Annotated in this window: 11 protein-coding genes and 1 riboswitch; of the genes, 3 read left to right on the forward strand and 8 right to left on the reverse strand. The window is 39.7% G+C overall.

Annotated elements, in window-relative coordinates:
• Positions 1-600: 600 nt before the first annotated feature.
• The 5 genes from FC748_RS20180 to hutH form a co-directional block, all read right to left on the reverse strand.
• Positions 601-2,457 (reverse strand): SLC13 family permease, encoded by a 1,857-nt coding sequence (locus tag FC748_RS20180; RefSeq protein WP_081769851.1) that lies wholly within the window; start codon positions 2,455-2,457, stop codon positions 601-603.
• A gap of 145 nt (positions 2,458-2,602) precedes the next feature.
• On the reverse strand, positions 2,603-3,871 hold the full coding sequence (gene hutI / locus FC748_RS20185; RefSeq protein WP_108031147.1) for an imidazolonepropionase: 1,269 nt from the start codon (positions 3,869-3,871) through the stop codon (positions 2,603-2,605).
• On the reverse strand, positions 3,868-5,538 hold the full coding sequence (gene hutU / locus FC748_RS20190; RefSeq protein ID WP_024360742.1) for a urocanate hydratase: 1,671 nt from the start codon (positions 5,536-5,538) through the stop codon (positions 3,868-3,870). The genes hutI and hutU overlap by 4 nt, the downstream gene beginning before the upstream one ends.
• A 15-nt stretch (positions 5,539-5,553) precedes the next feature.
• Entirely contained in the window at positions 5,554-6,882 is a 1,329-nt protein-coding gene (locus FC748_RS20195; protein WP_108031148.1) for a YjiH family protein, read from the reverse strand.
• A 108-nt stretch (positions 6,883-6,990) separates the two neighbouring features.
• Positions 6,991-8,505, reverse strand: coding sequence for a histidine ammonia-lyase (gene hutH, locus FC748_RS20200; protein ID WP_108031149.1), 1,515 nt, complete (start codon positions 8,503-8,505; stop codon positions 6,991-6,993).
• Between the two features lie 206 nt (positions 8,506-8,711).
• Here hutH and FC748_RS20205 point away from each other — a divergent pair, with 206 nt between their 5' ends.
• The 3 genes from FC748_RS20205 to FC748_RS20215 all read left to right on the forward strand — a co-directional run bounded on the left by FC748_RS20205 (position 8,712) and on the right by FC748_RS20215 (position 14,199).
• Positions 8,712-10,196 (forward strand): helix-turn-helix domain-containing protein, encoded by a 1,485-nt coding sequence (locus FC748_RS20205; protein WP_108031150.1) that lies wholly within the window; start codon positions 8,712-8,714, stop codon positions 10,194-10,196.
• A 313-nt stretch (positions 10,197-10,509) separates the two neighbouring features.
• Positions 10,510-12,027 (forward strand): catalase, encoded by a 1,518-nt coding sequence (locus FC748_RS20210; RefSeq protein WP_024360746.1) that lies wholly within the window; start codon positions 10,510-10,512, stop codon positions 12,025-12,027.
• 486 nt (positions 12,028-12,513) lie between these two features.
• Positions 12,514-14,199, forward strand: a complete 1,686-nt coding sequence (locus FC748_RS20215; protein WP_108031151.1) for a methyl-accepting chemotaxis protein — start codon at positions 12,514-12,516, stop codon at positions 14,197-14,199.
• A gap of 103 nt (positions 14,200-14,302) precedes the next feature.
• Here the strand turns inward: FC748_RS20215 and thiC are convergent, their stop codons facing one another.
• From thiC to FC748_RS20230, 3 genes are all read right to left on the reverse strand, one after another.
• Complete coding sequence (gene thiC, locus FC748_RS20220; RefSeq protein WP_108031152.1) at positions 14,303-16,081, reverse strand: phosphomethylpyrimidine synthase ThiC; 1,779 nt, start codon at positions 16,079-16,081, stop codon at positions 14,303-14,305.
• A 150-nt stretch (positions 16,082-16,231) separates the two neighbouring features.
• Positions 16,232-16,346, reverse strand: a riboswitch (TPP riboswitch).
• A gap of 82 nt (positions 16,347-16,428) precedes the next feature.
• Complete coding sequence (locus FC748_RS20225; protein WP_108031153.1) at positions 16,429-17,358, reverse strand: AEC family transporter; 930 nt, start codon at positions 17,356-17,358, stop codon at positions 16,429-16,431.
• Positions 17,359-18,164: 806 nt separating this feature from the next.
• Positions 18,165-20,270: a methyl-accepting chemotaxis protein gene (locus tag FC748_RS20230; protein WP_108031156.1), complete on the reverse strand. Its 2,106-nt coding sequence runs from the start codon at positions 20,268-20,270 to the stop codon at positions 18,165-18,167.
• Positions 20,271-20,409: the final 139 nt, after the last annotated feature.

Below are 20,409 nucleotides of genomic sequence, written 5' to 3' on the forward strand. Positions count from 1 at the left end.
GTTTTCAAGGTTCATTTTGTCACCGTTTGTTTTTAGCGACTTTTACATAATAACATTTTCTTTTTTGGTTGTCAACAATTTTTTTATAACTTTTTATCTTCTTTCAGAAGCGACAACTTTTATATCATACTATTTACAAACATTCTTGTCAACACTTTTTTGTAATGTTTTTAAGAAGTTTGTGTTATTAATGTTACGTCGTCTTAGCGACAAGTAATAATTTATCATGATTCTATAACCTTTGCAAGTGTTTTTTCTATAAAAATATCAAATTATATTAAATACCTTTATATAATTATACTTTATAAATTAGAAAATCGAAAACCTTCCTATATATATGCCCAATTTTTTTATTGTCCTATTAATTCTACTTTCTTTCTAAAACGCGCATCTTTCTTTACTCGAATGCCTAGCTTTACATAAAGGATTATTCCTAAAATAAATAAGTTCTTTTATAAAACAAACCTCATCCCTCTTTCTCGTTTTCATTATAGAAATTTCTATTTGCTTTAAATCTAATGCCATTGCTTTTCGCTTTCCACTGTAGCTTAACTAACACTACAGTGGAAAACAGCAAGAAACTAAACAAAAATACAAATTCTAAAATGGAAAGAAAAATGGCACTGCAAGCATCATCACAATAAACATAATAACTTGTAATGGTACGCCAATCTTTACAAAATCCATAAATTTATAGCCACCAGCAGTCATAACTAACGCATTAGTAGGTGAGGCAATTGGCGTGGCAAACGCCATACTTGCTGCTACCGCTACACCAATCATAAAGGTTGTAGGATTTGCATCCATTGCAATCGCTGCGTTCATAGCAATGGGTGCAAACAAAACAGCGGTTGCGGTATTACTAATAAATTGACCAAAAATAACTGTCAGTACATAAATACCTATCAATACCCCGTAAGGACCGTATTTACCAAGAACATCAATGATGCCGTTGGATAAAATAACCATGCCCCCTGTTTTCTCTAATGCTGTAGCCATCGGAAGCATTGCCGCAACGAGTACAATACTTTCAAAATTCATATTGTTATACGCATCTTCCATATTCCGCAAACAGCCAGTTATAATCATCAATACTGCCCCAACCATAACGGAAATAACAGCAGGGAATACTTCAAAAGCCATGAGCCCAATCATTAAAAGCATAATCGCACCAGCTATTCCTGCTTTACCAGTTGCCGCTGCAACACTCGCATGCTCTTTCGGTTGACCGACAACAACAACGTCCTGTGTCTCTCGAGCAAGCACTAATATTTCATCCCATGCGCCTTGTACTAAGATGGCATCTCCAAATTTCAACTTATGCGTCACCATATCTTGAAGCTTATAGCCACCTCTATGGTTAATGCCAATAATATTGAGATTATACTTTTCTCGGAATCCTAGTGAACTGACCGTCTCATTAATAAAACTTGAATTTGGCGTTAATAGCACTTCCGCAATACCAAGATGCTTTGTTACCAACTCATCCGCTTCATTCTCAGTCAATTCTTGCATCACTAAACCGTAATCTGCAGTTAAATTACCAATCGCCCCTTCCTCACCTTGTACATAGAGCTCATCTAAAGCATGGATTACACTCGTTGGGCCTGCCATTTCTTGATAGGTCATCGGGAGTAAATTGATTCCATCTTGTGATTTACGGTGAATTTTCATCATACAAAGTCCATATTTTGCGGGAAGCTTTAATTCTGCCAGTGATGTTCCTATAATTGTAGAATCCTCAGGTACAAACACCTTAAATAATCGATTGTTTAAATCATATTGCTTCATAATTTTCTTTGGCGAGAGCTTATAGCCAGTAGATGTTTGCGTTCTTTTTTTATCATTTGGTAACAGAATATTACGCACAAGCACCAAATATAAAATACCGACAATCATCCCAACTAGGCCAATAGGCGTCACCTCAAAAAACCCAAGCTTCGGATAGCCTTGATCGACTAAAAGCTGGCTGACAATTAAATTGGGCGGGGAAGCAATTAATGTCATTAAGCCCGATAAACTAGCGACATAAGATAGTGGTAATAAAAACTTTGAAGGACTTTCCTTCATACTAATAGCGATGCTGACAACAATCGGCATCATCAAAGCAACTGTACCCGTATTACTCATAAAAGCACCTACAGAGCCTACAATAATGAGCAATAGGATAAATAACTTGAGCTCGCTATTACCTGACCATTTCAATAATAGTTGTCCAGCCATTGCTGCAAGACCCGTACGCAAAATACCAGCACCAACTACAAAAAGGCCAGCAATCATTAGCACAACCGAATTTGAAAAGCCTGCCAAAGCCTCTGCTGGCGTTAAAATATTAGCGATAACAAATGCGAGAAGAGAGACAATAGCAACAAAATCTGCACGCACTCGATTCGTCATAAATACAATAATCGTCATTCCTAAAATAAGAAATGTTAATGTTAGCTGCACGCAAAGCATTCCTTTCTAACTATAGTAACAACTACATTCTATACGAAAAAAAGCATAAATAACGGAATTCTCCCTATTTATGCTTTTTCTGTAATATTTAATTGGTAAATCTATGCACAACTGAGATTAATCGTTCACCAAAACTCTTTATTTATTACAAAAGAATACCATGACGCATTACAACTTGCCCTTTTTTAATTACAGTATCGGTATGATTCATGCCGTAAAAGTATTGTAGCTGTTTGTAATTGGCAACATCCAATATAATAACATCCGCTTGTTTACCCGCTTCAAGCGTACCAATCTGGTGGCCTCTGTTCAATGCATGCGCAGCATTAATGGTCGTAGCAGTGATTACTTCCTCTAATGTCAACCCCATATGCATACAAGCTAAATTCATTATAAATGGCAAACTCATTGTCGGCGAAGAGCCCGGGTTAAAGTCTGTTGAGATGGCTACTGGCACTCCTTCATCAATCATTAACCTGCCTCTAGCAAACGGTGCGCGTAAGAAGAAGGCAGTGCCAGGTAGCAAGACGGCAATCGTTCCTGCTTCAGCCATATTTTGAATACCTTCATCCGAAGCAACTAACAAATGCTCTGCCGAGATAGCTCCCACATCAGCGGCTAATTCCGCACCGTTATACGGCTCTATTTCATCAGCATGAATTTTCGGTGTTAATCCAAGCGCTTTACCCGCCTCTAAAATGCGTCTAGATTGCGCTGGTGTAAATACGCCTTTTTCACAAAACACATCATTGAATTCTGCAAGCTCTAATGCCGAAACTTTTGGCAGCATATCATTAATAATAACATCGACAAATTCATCTTCTCGTCCTTTAAAATCGCGTGGTACCGCATGTGCGCCCATAAAGGTACTGATGACATCTACCACATGTGTGTCCTGTAGCTTTTTAGCTACTTCCAGTTGTTTCTTTTCCGTTTCCCAATCCAGACCGTAACCTGACTTCGCTTCCACAGTAGTCACACCATGCTTTAAAAAAACATCTAAATGGTGCATCGTTTTTTCATATAACGCTTCAAAACTTGTTTCTCGTGTGCGCTTTGTTGTAGCATGAATGCCTCCACCTGCATTCATAATGTCCATATAAGTGGAACCGTTAAGTCGCATATTAAATTCCTGCTCACGTGTACCGCCATGCACTAAATGTGTATGGCAATCCACAAGACCTGGCATGACAATCTTTCCAGATGCATCTATAACCTCTGCTTCCTCCACTAAATGAGGGAAATCTATAACTAACTGCTCGTAAGCCCCGACAGCGACAACCTGACTTCCCGCTACGAGCACACTTCCCTTTTCTACAACGGCAATCTCTCGCATTTGTTCTTTTTTTCGAGGCCCTTGTAAAGCGCTTTTCAAAGTAATGACTTCATTTGCATTTTTAATTAAAAGGGTCATTTCACATCATCCTTTAACATTGGCATATGGACACCTTTATTCTTTGCTGTATTGATAGCAATGTCATAACCTGCATCTGCATGCCGAACAATGCCCATTCCAGGGTCTGAAATCAACACGCGCGCTATTTTCTCAGCCGCTAATCTTGATCCATCAGCAACTAACACTTGACCTGCGTGCTGTGAGTAGCCCATTCCTACACCGCCACCATGGTGAACACTTACCCAGCTAGCTCCACTCGCTGTGTTAACAAGTGCGTTTAAAATCGGCCAATCGGATACTGCATCTGACCCATCCAACATTCCTTCTGTTTCACGGTTGGGAGAAGCCACCGAGCCAGAGTCTAAATGATCCCGTCCGAAAACAATTGGTGCAGACAACTCGCCATTTGCCACCATTTCATTCACCTTCAATGCAAAGCGATGGCGATCACCATACCCTAACCAGCAAATACGTGCAGGTAGTCCCTGCCATTTCACCATTTTTTGCGCCATATCAATCCAATTGACAAGACCTTCATCTTCAGCAAACATTTCTTTCGCTAAAGCATCTGTTTTATAAATATCTTCCGGATTACCAGAAAGTGCTGCCCAACGGAACGGCCCCTTACCTTCACAGAACAATGGACGAATATACGCTGGTACAAAGCCTGGGAAGTCAAAAGCATTTGTCACACCCATCTCTTTTGCGTAAGCACGAATATTATTACCGTAATCAAATACTTCAGCACCCGCCTGTTGAAATTCAAGCATTGTACGAACATGCTCTGCCATCGTTTCTTTCGCCTTTTGCTCATACGTTTTGACATCATTTCTCCGTAACGCTAACGCTTCTTCAAACGTCATACCATTCGGTACATAGCCATTGATAGGGTCATGCGCAGATGTTTGGTCTGTCACAAAATCTGGAATGATACCTCGGTTTAGCAATTCACGGTTAACATCTGCACAGTTGCCAACTAGCCCAATTGACGCTGGCTCCCGTTGAGCACGGAGTTGATTGACTAATGCCACCGCTTCATCTACTGTCTCAACAAGATAATCACAGTAGCCTTCTTTTATTTTTCGTTCAATACGAGCACGTTCCACTTCAACTACTAAAATGACTGCCCCTGCCATTTTCCCAGCTAAAGGCTGTGCACCACTCATACCACCCATACCACCAGTAAGAATGAATTTCCCGCGTAAGTCCGCACTACCAAACACTTTCTTTCCAGCCTCTACAAACGATAAATATGTGCCTTGTAAAATACCTTGAGCACCAATATATATCCAACTACCAGCAGTCATTTGACCGTACATCATTAAATCACGGTCCTCTAGCTCATAGAAATGCTCCCAATTGGACCATGCAGGCACTAAGTTTGAATTGGCGATTAAAACGCGTGGTGCATGTTCATGCGTACGGAAGACAGCTACTGGCTTACCCGATTGAATAAGCAATGTTTCATCATTCTCTAATTCTTTTAAAGAAGCAATGATTTGTTCATAGCTTTGCCAATTTCGCGCCGCTTTTCCTATTCCTCCATACACAATAAGCTCATCAGGATTTTCTGCAACTTCAGGATCTAGATTATTCATCAGCATGCGCATCGCCGCTTCCTGTGTCCAACCTTTACATGTTATTTCATTCCCTCTTGGTGCACGAATATTAGTTTTATATACCATTAAAAACACGCTCCTTTAAAATAGTAAAAATGCTATTGGTGTTACAATAATTAAAGATAAGACGACACGCTCAAACCAAATCAGCAAGATTTCACGCAATGTCAATGGAATTTCTGATGACAAGATCAGTGGAATTACAGCAGAAAAGAATAATATTGAAGAAATAGATACGACAGACACAATAAATTTCGTTATCAATGTTGCTTGTGTGACAACAAGTGCTGGTAAAAACACTTCCGCCAACGATAAAGACAATGCTTTTGCTGTTAAAAATGGTTCTGGAACTTGTAATACATATGTAAAAGGAACAAAAATATACGCAAGCCAATCAAAAACAGGCGTATATGTTGCGAGTACAAGCCCTAGAAGACCAATTGATAAAATAGAAGGCATAACAGCCATTGCCATCACAAGGCCATCCTTTAAATTCATCCATAAAATTTTTGCTAACGGCGGATTTTTCTCAACCGCCACCATCGCTTGACGCCACGCTTCTTTAAAACGATTTTGCATTACTATTTTTTCTGGCATCGGTGTCGAGCCTGCAAAGTATTCATCCTTCATTGAACGCAGTGGATACATACGTGCTGTTATTGCCGTAACTAGAAATGTCACAACGAGCGATACCCAAAAAAATGTATTCCAATGCGGCATAATATCGAGCGTGCTTGCAATGACAACCATAAATGTGGCAGATACAGTTGAAAAGCCTGTTGCAATAATTGCGGCCTCCTTCGCTGTATAACGACCTTCCATATAGACACGGTTCGTTAAAAGTAACCCGACTGAATAACTCCCAACAAATGAGGCTACTGCATCTACTGCCGAACGGCCCGGCGTCTTAAAAATAGGTTGCATAAAACGCTGTGTTAAAACACCAATAAATTCAAGTAACCCAAAGCTAACAAGAATAGCTAAAAATAAAGAGCCTATCGGAATAAGTACCCCTACTGGCTTAATTAGTTTCTCCATTAAGTAAGGGCCGATATTTTCATTGGCAAGCCATGCAGGAGCAACATTAAAAATTAGCAAAACCCCAGCTACCATTCCACCCACTTTAAAAATTGACAACAACATATCGATTGACGACTTTTTCCACCTATAAGAAATAAATGGATAGATTGCTCCTCCAACAAGCATCATAACCACATAAACAGTGACAAGCGAGGGTGCTTCTGTACGAATATAATTCACAATATGATCGATTAGAATTGTGTTTTTTCCATGCCATTCAAACGAAATGAAAAAGCTGAATATTCCGACTAAGCTACAGATAACCATTTTTATAATTGAGGAAACTCTAAATGACGAGTCGTGCCTCAACGCCTGTCGCTTATAATCCATCGCCGTCCTCCTTGCTTATTTATAGCAAATCAGTCACCCAATAGTGCCCACCAAATTCATTTAAGTAAAAGAACTTGGCGGGAACATAAAGGATGTTATGCAAGAAGCTTAAATGCTCTCATCTAATAGAACATCACTTGCTAATAAGTACTTCGCTAATGCTTCAATTTCGTCACCAATAGGTTTATCTGCCAATAAAGGCGGACAGAATTCACGCACTTTTTCTAAATACTTTCTTGTTGTTGGCGATAACTGCTCTTCCGCCTTATCTAGATGGATAGCTTGCGACGCACAAATCATTTCTATTGCAATAACCCGAGCTGCATTGTGGACAATTTGTCGCACTTGACGAGCGGATGTTGTCCCCATACTGACATGATCTTCTTGATTGCCTGATGTAGGTATCGAATCCACACTTGAAGGATGTGCCAGCACTTTGTTTTCTGACACAATCGAAGCAGCTGTATATTGTGCAATCATCAGTCCACATTCAATACCAGGATTTGTTGCTAAAAATGGTGGCAAACCATCATTAAGTTGCGGATTGACCATGCGCTCTGTACGTCTTTCGGAAATATTAGCCCACTCACTGACCCCAACCTTTAAAAAGTCCATAGCTAATGCTATCGGTTGACCATGAAAATGACCTCCTGATAGAACTTCTCCATTTTCTAAAACGATAGGATTGTCTGTCGTAGCGTTCATCTCTATTTGCACACGCTGCTCCGCATAGAAAAATGATTGCCAAGATGCCCCGTGTACTTGGGGAATGCATCGCAGAGAATACGCATCCTGCATCCTTATTTCCCCCTGCTTGGTCACGCGTTTACTACCATCAAGCCATTTGCGAATACGCCCTCCTACCAACTCTAATTCTGGATGTGGTCTTACAGCTAATAGTGCCGGATCAAATGCAGACGTAATCCCTTTTAACGCCTCTAATGACAGACTCGCAGCCATATCCGCGGCAAGCCCAATACGCTCCGCCTCGTTTAATGTCAAAACGCCAATACCAGTCATTGCTTGCGTACCATTTACTAGCGCCAATCCTTCCTTTGCCTGTAATCGCACAGGTGTTAAGCCTGCTTTCTGTAATGCGATGTCACCTGACACAAGCTCGCCCTTAAATTCAGCTTTCCCTTCACCTACAAGCACTAATGCTAAATGCGATAATGGTGCTAAATCTCCACTTGCTCCAACGGATCCTTGGGATGGCACGATTGGATGTACCCCTTTATTGATGCAGTCTAGCAATAATTGCAATGTTTCTTGTCGAATACCAGAAAACCCACGTGCTAATGCATTTGCGCGTAAAATCATCATCGCACGCACGACATCCGTTGGAAATGGTTCGCCAACACCTGTAGCATCTGAACGAAGTAAATTTAATTGCAGTAACTCAATATCTGATTCTTCAATTCGTATATTACTTAACTTGCCAAACCCAGTATTAACACCGTAAATTACTTGCCCCTCTGCTAAGCGTTTTTCAATTCTTTCTCTACTTGCTCGAACGCGTTCCGTACTGTCAGCAGATAATACGACCGAAGCCTGCCCCCTCACGATTTTCTCAATTTGTTGCCTTGTTAACGTATTGCCATCAAGTTCGATGATTGTTTGCATACGATATCCCCCTATCCTTAACAGCTTATGTAAATGTATTTGTATAAAAAAAGAATTTCTCTATATCCATTGTACAAACTACTTTTTTCAGAAAATATAGAATTTTAAAAGAGAAAACAGGAATTATTTCAGATTTTTATGTTATTTTTAATAATATAATCGTATTTTTTTACGAAACAAGATTTTTTTAAGAAAGGCTGATTTAAATGAAATTATTATTAATTGATCGAGATCTTACGGAACTTTCGGGCATTCGTTGGTTTTTGCATACATACTTTCCAGGAGATTTATCAATTGAGATGTGCACGACTATTTCCGAGGCCGCAAAAAGCATTCAACAATTTGTACCAGAAGTTATTTTGTTAAATATCGACATGCTACCGAATAATCGTTTAACGGCTCTTTACGGGCTTTTACAAAAACACTCAGGAAAAATCCTAGCCATCACCACAGAGCCGTTATTTAAAAACGCATTAAAAGCAATAGATTTACAGGTGGCGCATCTTTTTGTAAAACCAATTGATTTAGAAGTTTTAAAGCAAAAGCTTAGTGCTATTTCGCTTCATACACCTCAAATCCCAAAAGTTAGTGCTGATGCTAAAGGTGAATCTTTTTACTATCAATTATTTTTAGAGAACACTACTAACTCATTAACAACCGATATGCAGTTCACAATGATTGAACCTGAGCATCCAGAAACATTAAATAAATTGTTCATTTGGCTTCAACAAACACCGATTTATTATCAAATGAGCATTTATCCGTTATCAGGTGCAATCATTTGCCTCTTTCAAACAAGCGATTTAAAAATTATTGAAAAAGATATAAGAACCTTGCTAAAGGAATGGCAAATGACGAATAACGGCGCTCTGAATATCGGCGTTTATGATGGTGCGCCGACAACTTTAAAAGAAATGTATGCATTAACAAAGCGAGCCCTACTGCAAAGCTTTTATGAAGGCTACGGCCATATTTTTTATGCAACGAAACAATACCAAACACACCCTCTCGACCCTTTACTGACACCAGAGGAGCAACAACTACTTATTAAAAGTTTAGAGGAAGGTAATATTGAAGCAGTAAAAACGTTCTTATATCGCTTATCAAATGGAGGTATCTATTACGAGCAAGATGATTTGCGCATCCACCTTACCAGTGTACTGGCGCAAATCCGCCGATTTATGCTGAAATACAAACTGCATGAAAAAGCTGCTATCGAGCAAAATTATCGCCAACTTTTTCATTTGATTATTGAACACCCTATATTCTATACAATTCTCAATGGCATTATTTTATTCACACAGCGACTTATTGAATTGGCACGTGAAGCTCGAATGGAGAAAAAAGCGGACTATATAGAATTAGCTTTGGAAATAATCGATCATCAATATCATAATCATGAACTATCCTTACCATTTATCGCGAATAAGTTAGGGATTAGCCCCAATTATTTAAGTACAATATTTTCACGAAAACAAGGCCAGCCATTCAAACGCTATTTACAGCAAGTTCGGATTCAAAATTCAACTAAAATGCTTATTGAAACCGATTTTGCCATTAGTGAAATTGCGCTGTTAAATGGCTTTGATGATCCGAATTATTTCAGCAAATTATTCAAACAGTTCATAGGGACTACACCTAACCGCTATCGAAAAGGATGGAAAAATCAAGGAGGCATTATCCAATCGTAATTTTCATTTAGACTACCTTATTTTCAATATCAATATTAAATAAGAAGGATTCCCAAATATACTTTGTCTTTAATCTTATATACTTGCAAATCACTTATTCCTTTAAAATAACCGTAAAAACTATAAAAACAGTGAAAATATTCTAAAAAAATATGTATATTGGTTGAAAGCTATGCATATATTTATAGTTTATACATTGCTATATAAATTCTTTAACAATAATTATTATAATGTACTAGCAATTCTATTTTATATTTGTTATAGTTATTTACGAGGAGTTTGACTCACAATATTTTTCAGGAGGTAAACTAATATGACAAACGCAAATGATCGTAGCCGTCGTTTCACAACAGCAGGTGGTGCTCCAGTAGTAAGCAACCACGACTCTATGTCTGCAGGTCCTCGTGGTCCACTTTTACTTCAAGATGTATGGTTAGTTGAAAAATTAGCAAACTTCAACCGTGAAGTTATTCCGGAGCGCCGTATGCATGCTAAAGGTTCAGGAGCATTCGGTACATTCACTGTGACACATGATATTTCTCAATATACGAAAGCTAAAATCTTCTCTGAAATTGGGAAGAAAACACCAATGTTCGCTCGTTTCTCAACTGTAGCGGGAGAACGCGGTGCTGCAGATGCAGAGCGCGATATTCGAGGCTTTGCATTGAAATTCTATACAGAAGAAGGTAACTGGGATTTAGTTGGTAATAACACACCTGTATTCTTCTTCCGTGATCCGTTACACTTTACAGATTTAAACCACGTAGTAAAACGCGATCCACGCACAAATATGAAAAACGCAAACTCTAACTGGGATTTCTGGACTTTATTACCAGAAGCGTTACACCAAATTACAATTGTTATGTCTGACCGTGGTATTCCAACAGGTTATCGTAATATGCATGGTTTCGGCTCACACACTTACAGCTTCATCAATGCACAAAATGAGCGTGTATGGGTGAAATTCCACTTCCGTACAGAGCAAGGCATTAAAAACTTAACAGGTGCTGAAGCAGCTGAAATTATCGGTAAAGACCGCGAATCTTCACAACGTGACTTGTACGAAGCTATCGAACGAGGCGATTTCCCAAAATGGAAAATGTACATTCAAGTCATGACAGAAGAACAAGCGCGTGAATTACCTTATAACCCATTCGACTTAACAAAAGTTTGGTATAAAAAAGACTTCCCACTAATTCCAGTTGGCGAATTCGAGTTAAATAAAAACCCTGATAACTACTTTGCAGAAGTAGAACAATCATCGTTTGCACCATCTAACATTGTGCCTGGTATCAGCTACTCTCCAGACAAAATGTTACAAGCTCGTATTTTTGCATACGCAGATGCAGCTCGCTATCGCTTAGGCGTAAACCACCACAGTCTGCCTGTAAACGCACCAAAATGCCCATTCCGTTCATTCCACCGCGATGGAGCTATGCGTTTTGATGGCAATCTCGGTTCTACATTAAGCTATGAACCAAACAGCTATGGTGAATGGGAGCACAATCTAGACTATAAAGAGCCACCATTACGTATTGATGGTCATGCTGATATCCACGACTTCCGAGAAGATGACAATAACTACTTCGAACAACCAGGTAAATTATTCCGTCTGTTATCTGCGGAAGAGCAACAACGCTTATTCGAAAATACAGCAAATGATATGGCTTCAGTTGAAGAATTCATCAAACGTCGCCACATCTTACACTGCTATTTAGCTGACCCTGCATATGGTGAGGGTGTAGCGAAAGCAATGGGTCTATCACTAGAAGGTATGGATCTTTCAAATCCGTATGTAAAAAAAGAAGTAAAACAAGTAGCAAACATCTAATATTCCCCTATATTGATATCCAATAATACTTGCAGTCATTGGCAAGTAGACAAAAGGTAGCGAGAATGCGCATTTCTCGATGCCTTTTGTCATTTTTACTTCGTTATTTTGCTAGTCCCAATAAGCTTTATAACAAGTAGCTACATTGGAAGACTATCGTACATATTTCAATCTTCCTTCGTTCTAAAGCTTTCGCATCTGTCACTTAGACTATCTTTACCGTTTACTATTCAGTAGATTGGCGTAAGCTGCCTCAACTGACTTAAAGGTAACTCCCCCACTCACTGAAAAAGTAATATGCAGTGGAATTCATTTTTTTTATTGTTTCCTTTTACTATGTATATCTGTCATCGTCATATAGGTGTTCTTGTATACCATTTATATGAAAATTCCACAACTTTGTACTGTTCTTATTCCTAATGTCGCTAAAATTTTTTGGGCATTGATACGTGACAACTATTACAAAACTGGAATGGAGGAAAAAAGATGTCGATTCGAATGAAACTATATATTGGATTTAGTACAATCATTCTTTTATTACTAACTATTTCCTCAATCGCTTACTACCAACTGAATCACATTAATAATTTAAATAAAGACTTATTTGAAAACCGTGTTTATAAGCTGATTCAAGTCGATAAAATTGTCATTGCTTCTTCAATGCAGAGCAACTATCTTCGTTCATATATTCTCGAACCCAATGAAGCAACCATTAAAAACCTCGAGGATCAAGAAAAGTTGATTCAAGACAAGGTGGAAGAGCTAGATAGCTTATTCACTTCAGAAACGACACAAAAGCAAATGGAAGTTATTAAAGCCAATCAGGCGATTTTTGAAAAAGCAGCACTGGAGATTATTAATACATACAGTCCCGATAATTTACAACCTGCCATTGACATTCTTCGAACAAAAGCACGCCCTGCTGCTGCTGCAATCCAACAAGCCGCACATGAAATTGCATTTTATGAGGAAAGACAAGTACAGTTAGCACGTGCTGAGTCGTCAAAAGTGGAAACTATAAGCTCATCGATTATCTTAATTCTCGCTGCCTTTTCCACAAGTTTAGCCTTTCTCATCGCCTTCATTATGACAAGGATTATTACAAAGCCTGTCAATCGCCTAGCTAAGGCAGCAAATATCATTGCTACCGGTGATTTACGTCAAGAGGATGTGAAAGTAAAGACAAAAGATGAGATTCGAAAGTTAGCCGATTCATTTAATGTAATGAAAGCAAATTTGCGCTCTCTCATTGACAATATAGCGATCAATGTAGAACATACTAATACAAGTGCAGGAGAATTAGCCGCAAGCACTGACGACGTTACTTCTTCTTCAAATGACGTTGCTAAACGCGTAGAATTAATGGCTCGAGGCGGTAGTCAGGCTGTCATGACAGGGCAAGAAACCGCTATGGCCATGGACGAAACTGCACGTGGAGTCCAGCGCATCGCTGAAGCCACACAGATGCTTCATTCGAAAGCGCTTGATACACAAAGCGTTGCGACTAATGGTGAAAAGATGTTGCAAAAGACCGAAAATCAAATGATGGTTATTCAACAATCTTCAGATAAGACAAATGCGCTTATTAAACAGTTAAGTACGCAATCGACTGAGATTGAAAATATAACGAAAGTCATTACTGAAATTACCGATCAGACCAACCTACTAGCTTTGAATGCTGCCATCGAAGCAGTGCGGGCTGGCGAACATGGGCAAGGATTTGCTGTCGTGGCAGATGAAGTACGTAAATTAGCGGAGGAATCCAAAATATCAGCCAACCAAATCATTAACTTAATTAATGATATTCAGCAAAATACATTGGAAGTCGAAAAAGCGGTGAGCGTTACAGTACAAAATATTGATGAAGGCGTTTCTTACATTCAACATGCGCAAAACGCATTTAATGGCATTATGGGCGCAATTGAAGATATGGCATCCGAAATAGAAGACGTTTCTGCTTCTACTCAACAAATTTCTGCAAGTACTGAAGAGGTTGCTGCATCTGTCAATGAAATGTCTGCGGTAGCAAAAAACGTGGCAGAACAATCCGAAACGATTTCAAGCGCAATTGAAGAACAAACATCCACCATCCAAGAAATGAATGCTGTTGCACAATCTTTAAACGACGGGGCTACCACCCTTCAAGCACATATAAATAAATTTAAAGTCTAAAAAGCTAAGACAAAAAAGTGTTAGATTGATTGCAGTCAATCTAACACTTTTTGCTACTATGGTGAATCGGATGTTGTCCGCTGTTTATCGGTGATTTCTTTTGTTACTGATACAATCGGCTACCAGCTGTTTTAAACTCTTGAGCCTTTTCCTTCATTCCTTGATGGATAGCTTCTGTCGTATTTAAATCTTTTTCTTTAGCATAGTTACGAATATCTTGAGAAATTCTCATACTGCAAAACTTAGGGCCACACATTGAGCAGAAATGGGCTGTTTTTGCTCCCTCTGCGGGTAATGTTTCATCGTGGTATTCTACTGCTCGTTCTGGGTCTAATGATAAGTTAAACTGATCGCGCCAGCGGAACTCAAATCGCGCTTTGGATAGCGCATCATCTCTTTGTTGTGCCCCAGGGTGCCCTTTCGCTAAGTCAGCCGCGTGTGCCGCAATTTTATAGGTAATGACCCCTACACGAACATCTTCTCGATTTGGTAAGCCTAAATGTTCCTTCGGTGTCACATAACATAGCATCGCTGTGCCAAACCAGCCAATCATCGCTGCGCCAATGGCAGATGTAATATGGTCATAGCCTGGCGCGATATCCGTTGTAAGAGGCCCCAATGTGTAAAAAGGTGCTTCTTTGCAAACTTCCAATTGTTTGTCCATATTTTCTTTAATGAGATGCATCGGTACGTGCCCAGGTCCCTCTACCATTACTTGTACATCGTGCTTCCATGCAATTTGCGTTAGCTCTCCTAACGTATCAAGCTCCGCAAACTGTGCCTCATCATTGGCATCAGCAATTGAGCCTGGGCGTAAACCATCCCCTAATGAAAAAGCAACATCATACGTTTTCATAATTTCACAAATTTCTTCAAAATGAGTATATAAGAAGTTTTCTTGGTGATGGAATAGGCACCATTGCGCCATAATCGAACCACCACGCGACACAATGCCCGTTACGCGATTAGCTGTGAGTGGTACGTAACGAAGCAATACGCCTGCATGAATCGTAAAGTAATCCACCCCTTGTTCAGCTTGCTCGATCAACGTATCACGATACACTTCCCATGTTAAATCCTCGGCTACACCATTGACCTTTTCGAGTGCCTGATAAATTGGCACAGTTCCTACAGGTACAGCTGCATTACGAATAATCCATTCGCGGGTTGTATGAATATGCTTGCCAGTAGATAGATCCATTATATTATCTGCGCCCCATCGTGTAGCCCATGTCATTTTTTCAACTTCCTCTGCTATAGAGGAAGAAACAGCCGAATTACCAATATTGGCATTAATTTTGACATGAAAGTTTCGGCCAATAATCATCGGCTCTGCCTCTGGATGATTAATATTGGATGGCATAATGGCACGTCCTGCAGCAATTTCTGCGCGTACAAATTCTGGTTCTACATGTTCACGAATCGCTACAAATTCCATTTCCGGGGTAATAATCCCTTGTCTTGCATAATGCAGTTGTGTCACGTTGCGACCTTTTTTTGCACGTAATGGTTTTCGGGAAAGCTCCGGAAAAACGTTTTCCTTCATACGAGGGTCGTCTGCTTTGCGGAAGCCATTATCCTCTGGTTTAATCGTCCGCCCTTCGTACTCCTCTACATCTCCACGTTCTTTTATCCACGCACTACGCAATGCAGGTAAACCTTTTGTAATATCCACTTTGTAAGTTGGATCCGTATAAGGACCGCTCGTATCATAAACACGCACTGGTGCATTATCTTCTTCTCCAAAACTACCCGTTGTTGGGCTTAGCTGAATTTCACGCATCGGTACTAAAATATCTGGGCGTGTTCCTTCTACATATACTTTTTTACTTCCGTCAAAACTTGTCATAATGGTAATGTTCTTTTCGCTAACTGTTGTCATATACTATTCCGCTCCCTTTTCCATAAATTTTCAAAAAGGACCGAATCTAGCTCACGCCAATAGGTAGCATTACAAATAAAAAAGCCGAATCCAAAAATATTGGATCCGGCTGTACATGTAAGGTTTATTTATCGCAAAAAATTCTAGGAGTGCGATGTTCATTAACTTTCCCACGCTGGTATGAGCCAGATCAGGTCCAAAGGGTCAAGAAACCTCTATGCGTTTCCCTCTCAGCCCGACTCATCGGACTCCCCTAGTTATAGCTATTAAGTTTGATGATAGTGTAACAGATTTTTCTAATAGATGGAAGTTATAATTAGATTTATCTTGCTATTATCCTCGAGTAATTACGTAAATAGCAGTTCTGCTAGATAAATGACAATTGTTACTGTTAGACAGCTAACAATCGTGGAAAAAAGAACCGTTTGCGCAGCAGTTGCCGACTCAACATCATATTCTAATGCCAAGCTAGAGCTATTGCGTGAGGTCGGAAATGCACTTGCAATGAAGAGTGACTGAGCGACAACACCATCTAAACCGAGGACAAAAATAATAAGCAATGCAACGGCTGGGCCTACTACTAGACGTGTAATGCAGCTAACAAACACCGTTTTATTGAACATGGACTTGATTTCAAGCTGTGATAGTTGTGCACCCAGTGTAATAAGCGCTACGGCAATAAAGCCATCAGCTACATGGTCAATAGGAATACGGATAAATTGTGGAATGCCAATATTAAAGAAATTCATTGCCACCCCTATTATAAGGGCATGAATAATGGGCATTTTCAGGAAGTCCTTTATGATCGCCATCCCTGATTTAGTCGAAGAGATTAAATTATATAAACCATATGTATAGGTCGTCATATTTTGAAAAATAACGAGAATCACTTGGATTGCCACCCCAATGGGCTGCATTGCGAAAATCATTTGTGCTACTGGAATACCATAGTTGCCAGAGTTAATTAGGACAACACTATTTTTAAACACTGCCGTCTCTGTTTTCGCTAGACCAAGCCCCTTCGCTAAAAAATGACTAAGCACCATTTGACTGCCGATAAAGAGCACAATAAATAATGCCACTTCCCCCAGCACTGATAACTCCACACTTGTTTCATATAAATTCACAAATACCGCAGCTGGCATAAAACAATACGTAATGAGCTGAGATAATGCTTTTAAATTAAAAGAAAATTTCTTTTGTAAAAATGCACCAAGTACAAGCAACACTAAAATAGGGGCAACTATTTTAAAGAAAATCATACCGAGATACATCATGGAGGTGACCCCCTTTCATCTCTTTCTATAGTAAAACTGTTCACGACATGGGTCAATGCTCCCCCGCTAGTATAAGTTTACATAAAAAAGAACTGCCCCTTGCTAGGACAGCTCCTTTTTATGTTAGTAGGTTTTTGCTTTGCTTCGCAGATAAACCTCTCTGCTCCGCAGATATTTCACTCTACTCCGCGGGTAAACCCCTTTGCTTCATGGGTATCACCCTGCTTCGCGGGTAAACCTCTTTGCTTCGCGGGTATTTCACCTTGTTTCGCGGATAAACCTCTCTGCTTCGCGGGTATTTCATCTTGCTCCGCGGGTATTTCATCTTGCTCCGCGGGTAAACCACTTTGCTCCGCGGATATCACCCTGCTCCGCGGGTATTTCACCTTGCTCCGCGGGTAAACCTCCTTGCTTCGCGGGGAAATCTCCCTACTCTGCGGGTAAACCTCTCTGCTTCACGGGTATCACCCTGCTCCGCGGGTAAACCTCTTTGTTCCGCGGATATTTCACTCTATTTCGCGGGTAAATCTCTCTGCTCCACGGGTATCACCCTACTCCGCGGGTAAACCTCTATGCTTCACGGGTATCACCCTGTTTCGCGGGTAAATCTCTCTGCTCCGCGGGTAAACCCCTTTGCTTCATGGGTATCACCCTGCTTCGCGGGGAAATCTCCCTGCTCCGCGGGTAAACCTCCTTGCTTCGCGGGTAAACCCCTTTGCTTCATGGGTATCACCCTGCTTCGCGGGGAAATCTCCCTGCTCCGCGGGTAAACCTCTCTACTTCGCGGGTATTTCCATCTCTCTTTATTAAGCAAGTTTAAATCGATTCACGACCTCTTGGAGTTCTTTAGAAATTTGGTTCATGCTGTTGATAGATTCTGCGACCTTTTCCATTTCTGCCTGTTGGTCTGCGGCTGATGCACTCACCTGTTCTGCAGAAGCAGCAGTTTCCTCTGAAACGGCAGAAATACTTTGAATCGCCGTAATGGCTTGGTCCTTTTGCTCCAACATTTGTGAAAGCTCTGACAATAGTTCATTAATTGCTGTTGCAATTGATTGAGATAGCTCGTTATTATCCTTAAAAGCTAACTCTGTATTTTGTACCGATTCATTTTGCGCTTGCATTAAGCTTGCATTGGAAGCAATAACGGATACCGTTTGCTTTGAATCTGCTAGAATGCTAGAGACCGTTTGTTTAATGACTTCTGTTTCGTTTTTAGACTGCTCTGCCAGTTTACGCACTTCCTCTGCTACTACTGCAAAGCCTTTGCCGTGTTCTCCCGCTCGAGCAGCTTCTATACTTGCATTCAGTGCTAATAGATTCGTTTGCTCTGTTATTCCTTGAATAGATGCAATAATTTGATTGATATTGTTAATATTGCTAGACAAAGATTCCATTTGACGTTGGATACGTCCATTCATTTCATTCGTTTCCGCATTTCGGTCACGTAAACTTTCCACTTCTTTCATGCCCTGCTCTGTAGAAGTTTGTGTTTTGATTGACAGCTCGTCCATTTGCTTTGACAACCTTGTAATGGCGTCAATTTGGTCAGATAAGTCAATCATTCGATAATTCGTTTCTTCTGTATCCTCTGATTGTTTTGATGCACCTTGCGCTATTTCGTTAATTGCGACAGATACTTCCTGACTTGATGCTACAATTTCATTAAAGGCTTCATGAACATGGTCGGATGATTGATTGAGCAATGTTGAAGAATTTAATACCGTATGTATGGCATCATTCGTCTTATCCAGCATATTATTATAAGCTAATGCAACAGCACCAATTTCATCGGATTTTATAAATTTATCATCTATCTTTTTCGTTAAGTCGCCTTCTGCTGCTGATTCAATCGATGTACGTAAAACCTTTAAAGGCTTCAACTGCTTAAATATAAACATCGCACTAGCAGCGGCCATTAAAATTACCATAATAATTGCTGATACAATCGTGAAGACAAGGATTTTATTATACGTTTCTAATATTTTAGAATTAGGTAAAACTAATTGCACTGACCATACTTCATCGATATTTTCTAACATCATTGGAGCAAAAGCATTAAATGATTTTTCCCCAAGCTGCTTCGAGTCTACATATAGACTGTCCGGTTTTCCTTCATCCATAGATTGTCTAATACTTGTCCAATCAACCGCATCCTGCATATTTGTCCCATCTAACTTTTCGTTAATACTATTGACCGTTAACATGCCTTGATCTGTAATAATGCCTGCATAACCACCATCAGGCTGTATAGAGTCAGCTAATTCCTTTAAAAAATCGATAGATAAATCAGCTGTTAATACGCCAAAATATGTACCCGAAGCGTTATACAGTGGCACAGCAATAGTCGTCATCGAGACAGTTTTACCGTTCACATTATAATCATACGGCTCTGTTAATACAGCACGCCCTTCTCCTTTTGGTATCCGATACCAATCATCCTCCGCTTTCGGGTCGTCAATTCCTTCTATAGGATCTGTGTTGATTTGGTTGCCATCTTTAGTTAGATAAGGGATAAAGCGATTTTTCACATCAATTAATGCCGTATCAGTAGTTGGTCCAACTTTTACCGCACCATTTTCTATAACCGCCCCTACACCAAGTAAATCATTATTATTCGTTAAATTCGTATTCAGTATATCCATTACACTTTCTGTCGAAAGCGCATCATTTTTTTCCATTGCTTCAACAATACGTTTTGTTGTTTGTAATGTATCATTGGCTTTTTTAAACCGTTCGCTCATTTTTGCAGCAGATAACTCCGCATTTTGCAACGTTGCCTTTTCTGAATCATCGACACTCTGATTATGTAGAGTAGCGCTAGTTACTAATGTATAAGCAACAAATAATACTAAAAATACACCTAAAATTAAAGAAGTGAGCTTTAATGCAATACTTTTGGATTTTTTCATTACAAACACCTCCATTTTTATAAAATAATCATAATGTATCATTGGTAGTATAACAATAAAAGTTTCACTGAATTTACCAAGCAACGTAAAGTTTTCAATTAATAAAGTCTGTTTACAATCCTATTTGTCGTAAATAAGA

The organism is Lysinibacillus sphaericus, assembly GCF_005217585.1.
GTDB lineage: Bacteria > Bacillota > Bacilli > Bacillales_A > Planococcaceae > Lysinibacillus > Lysinibacillus sphaericus.

What these genes read in the sequence shown, in the direction of transcription:
- FC748_RS20210 (WP_024360746.1), top strand. Translation starts at nt 10,510, where the DNA reads ATGACAAACGCAAATGATCGTAGCCGTCGTTTCACAACAGCAGGTGGT.
- FC748_RS20230 (WP_108031156.1), bottom strand. Translation starts at nt 20,270, where the DNA reads ATGAAAAAATCCAAAAGTATTGCATTAAAGCTCACTTCTTTAATTTTA.
- FC748_RS20180 (WP_081769851.1), bottom strand. Translation starts at nt 2,457, where the DNA reads ATGCTTTGCGTGCAGCTAACATTAACATTTCTTATTTTAGGAATGACG.
- hutU (WP_024360742.1), bottom strand. Translation starts at nt 5,538, where the DNA reads ATGGTATATAAAACTAATATTCGTGCACCAAGAGGGAATGAAATAACA.
- hutI (WP_108031147.1), bottom strand. Translation starts at nt 3,871, where the DNA reads ATGACCCTTTTAATTAAAAATGCAAATGAAGTCATTACTTTGAAAAGC.
- thiC (WP_108031152.1), bottom strand. Translation starts at nt 16,081, where the DNA reads ATGACAACAGTTAGCGAAAAGAACATTACCATTATGACAAGTTTTGAC.
- FC748_RS20205 (WP_108031150.1), top strand. Translation starts at nt 8,712, where the DNA reads ATGAAATTATTATTAATTGATCGAGATCTTACGGAACTTTCGGGCATT.
- hutH (WP_108031149.1), bottom strand. Translation starts at nt 8,505, where the DNA reads ATGCAAACAATCATCGAACTTGATGGCAATACGTTAACAAGGCAACAA.
- FC748_RS20195 (WP_108031148.1), bottom strand. Translation starts at nt 6,882, where the DNA reads ATGGATTATAAGCGACAGGCGTTGAGGCACGACTCGTCATTTAGAGTT.
- FC748_RS20215 (WP_108031151.1), top strand. Translation starts at nt 12,514, where the DNA reads ATGTCGATTCGAATGAAACTATATATTGGATTTAGTACAATCATTCTT.
- FC748_RS20225 (WP_108031153.1), bottom strand. Translation starts at nt 17,358, where the DNA reads ATGATGTATCTCGGTATGATTTTCTTTAAAATAGTTGCCCCTATTTTA.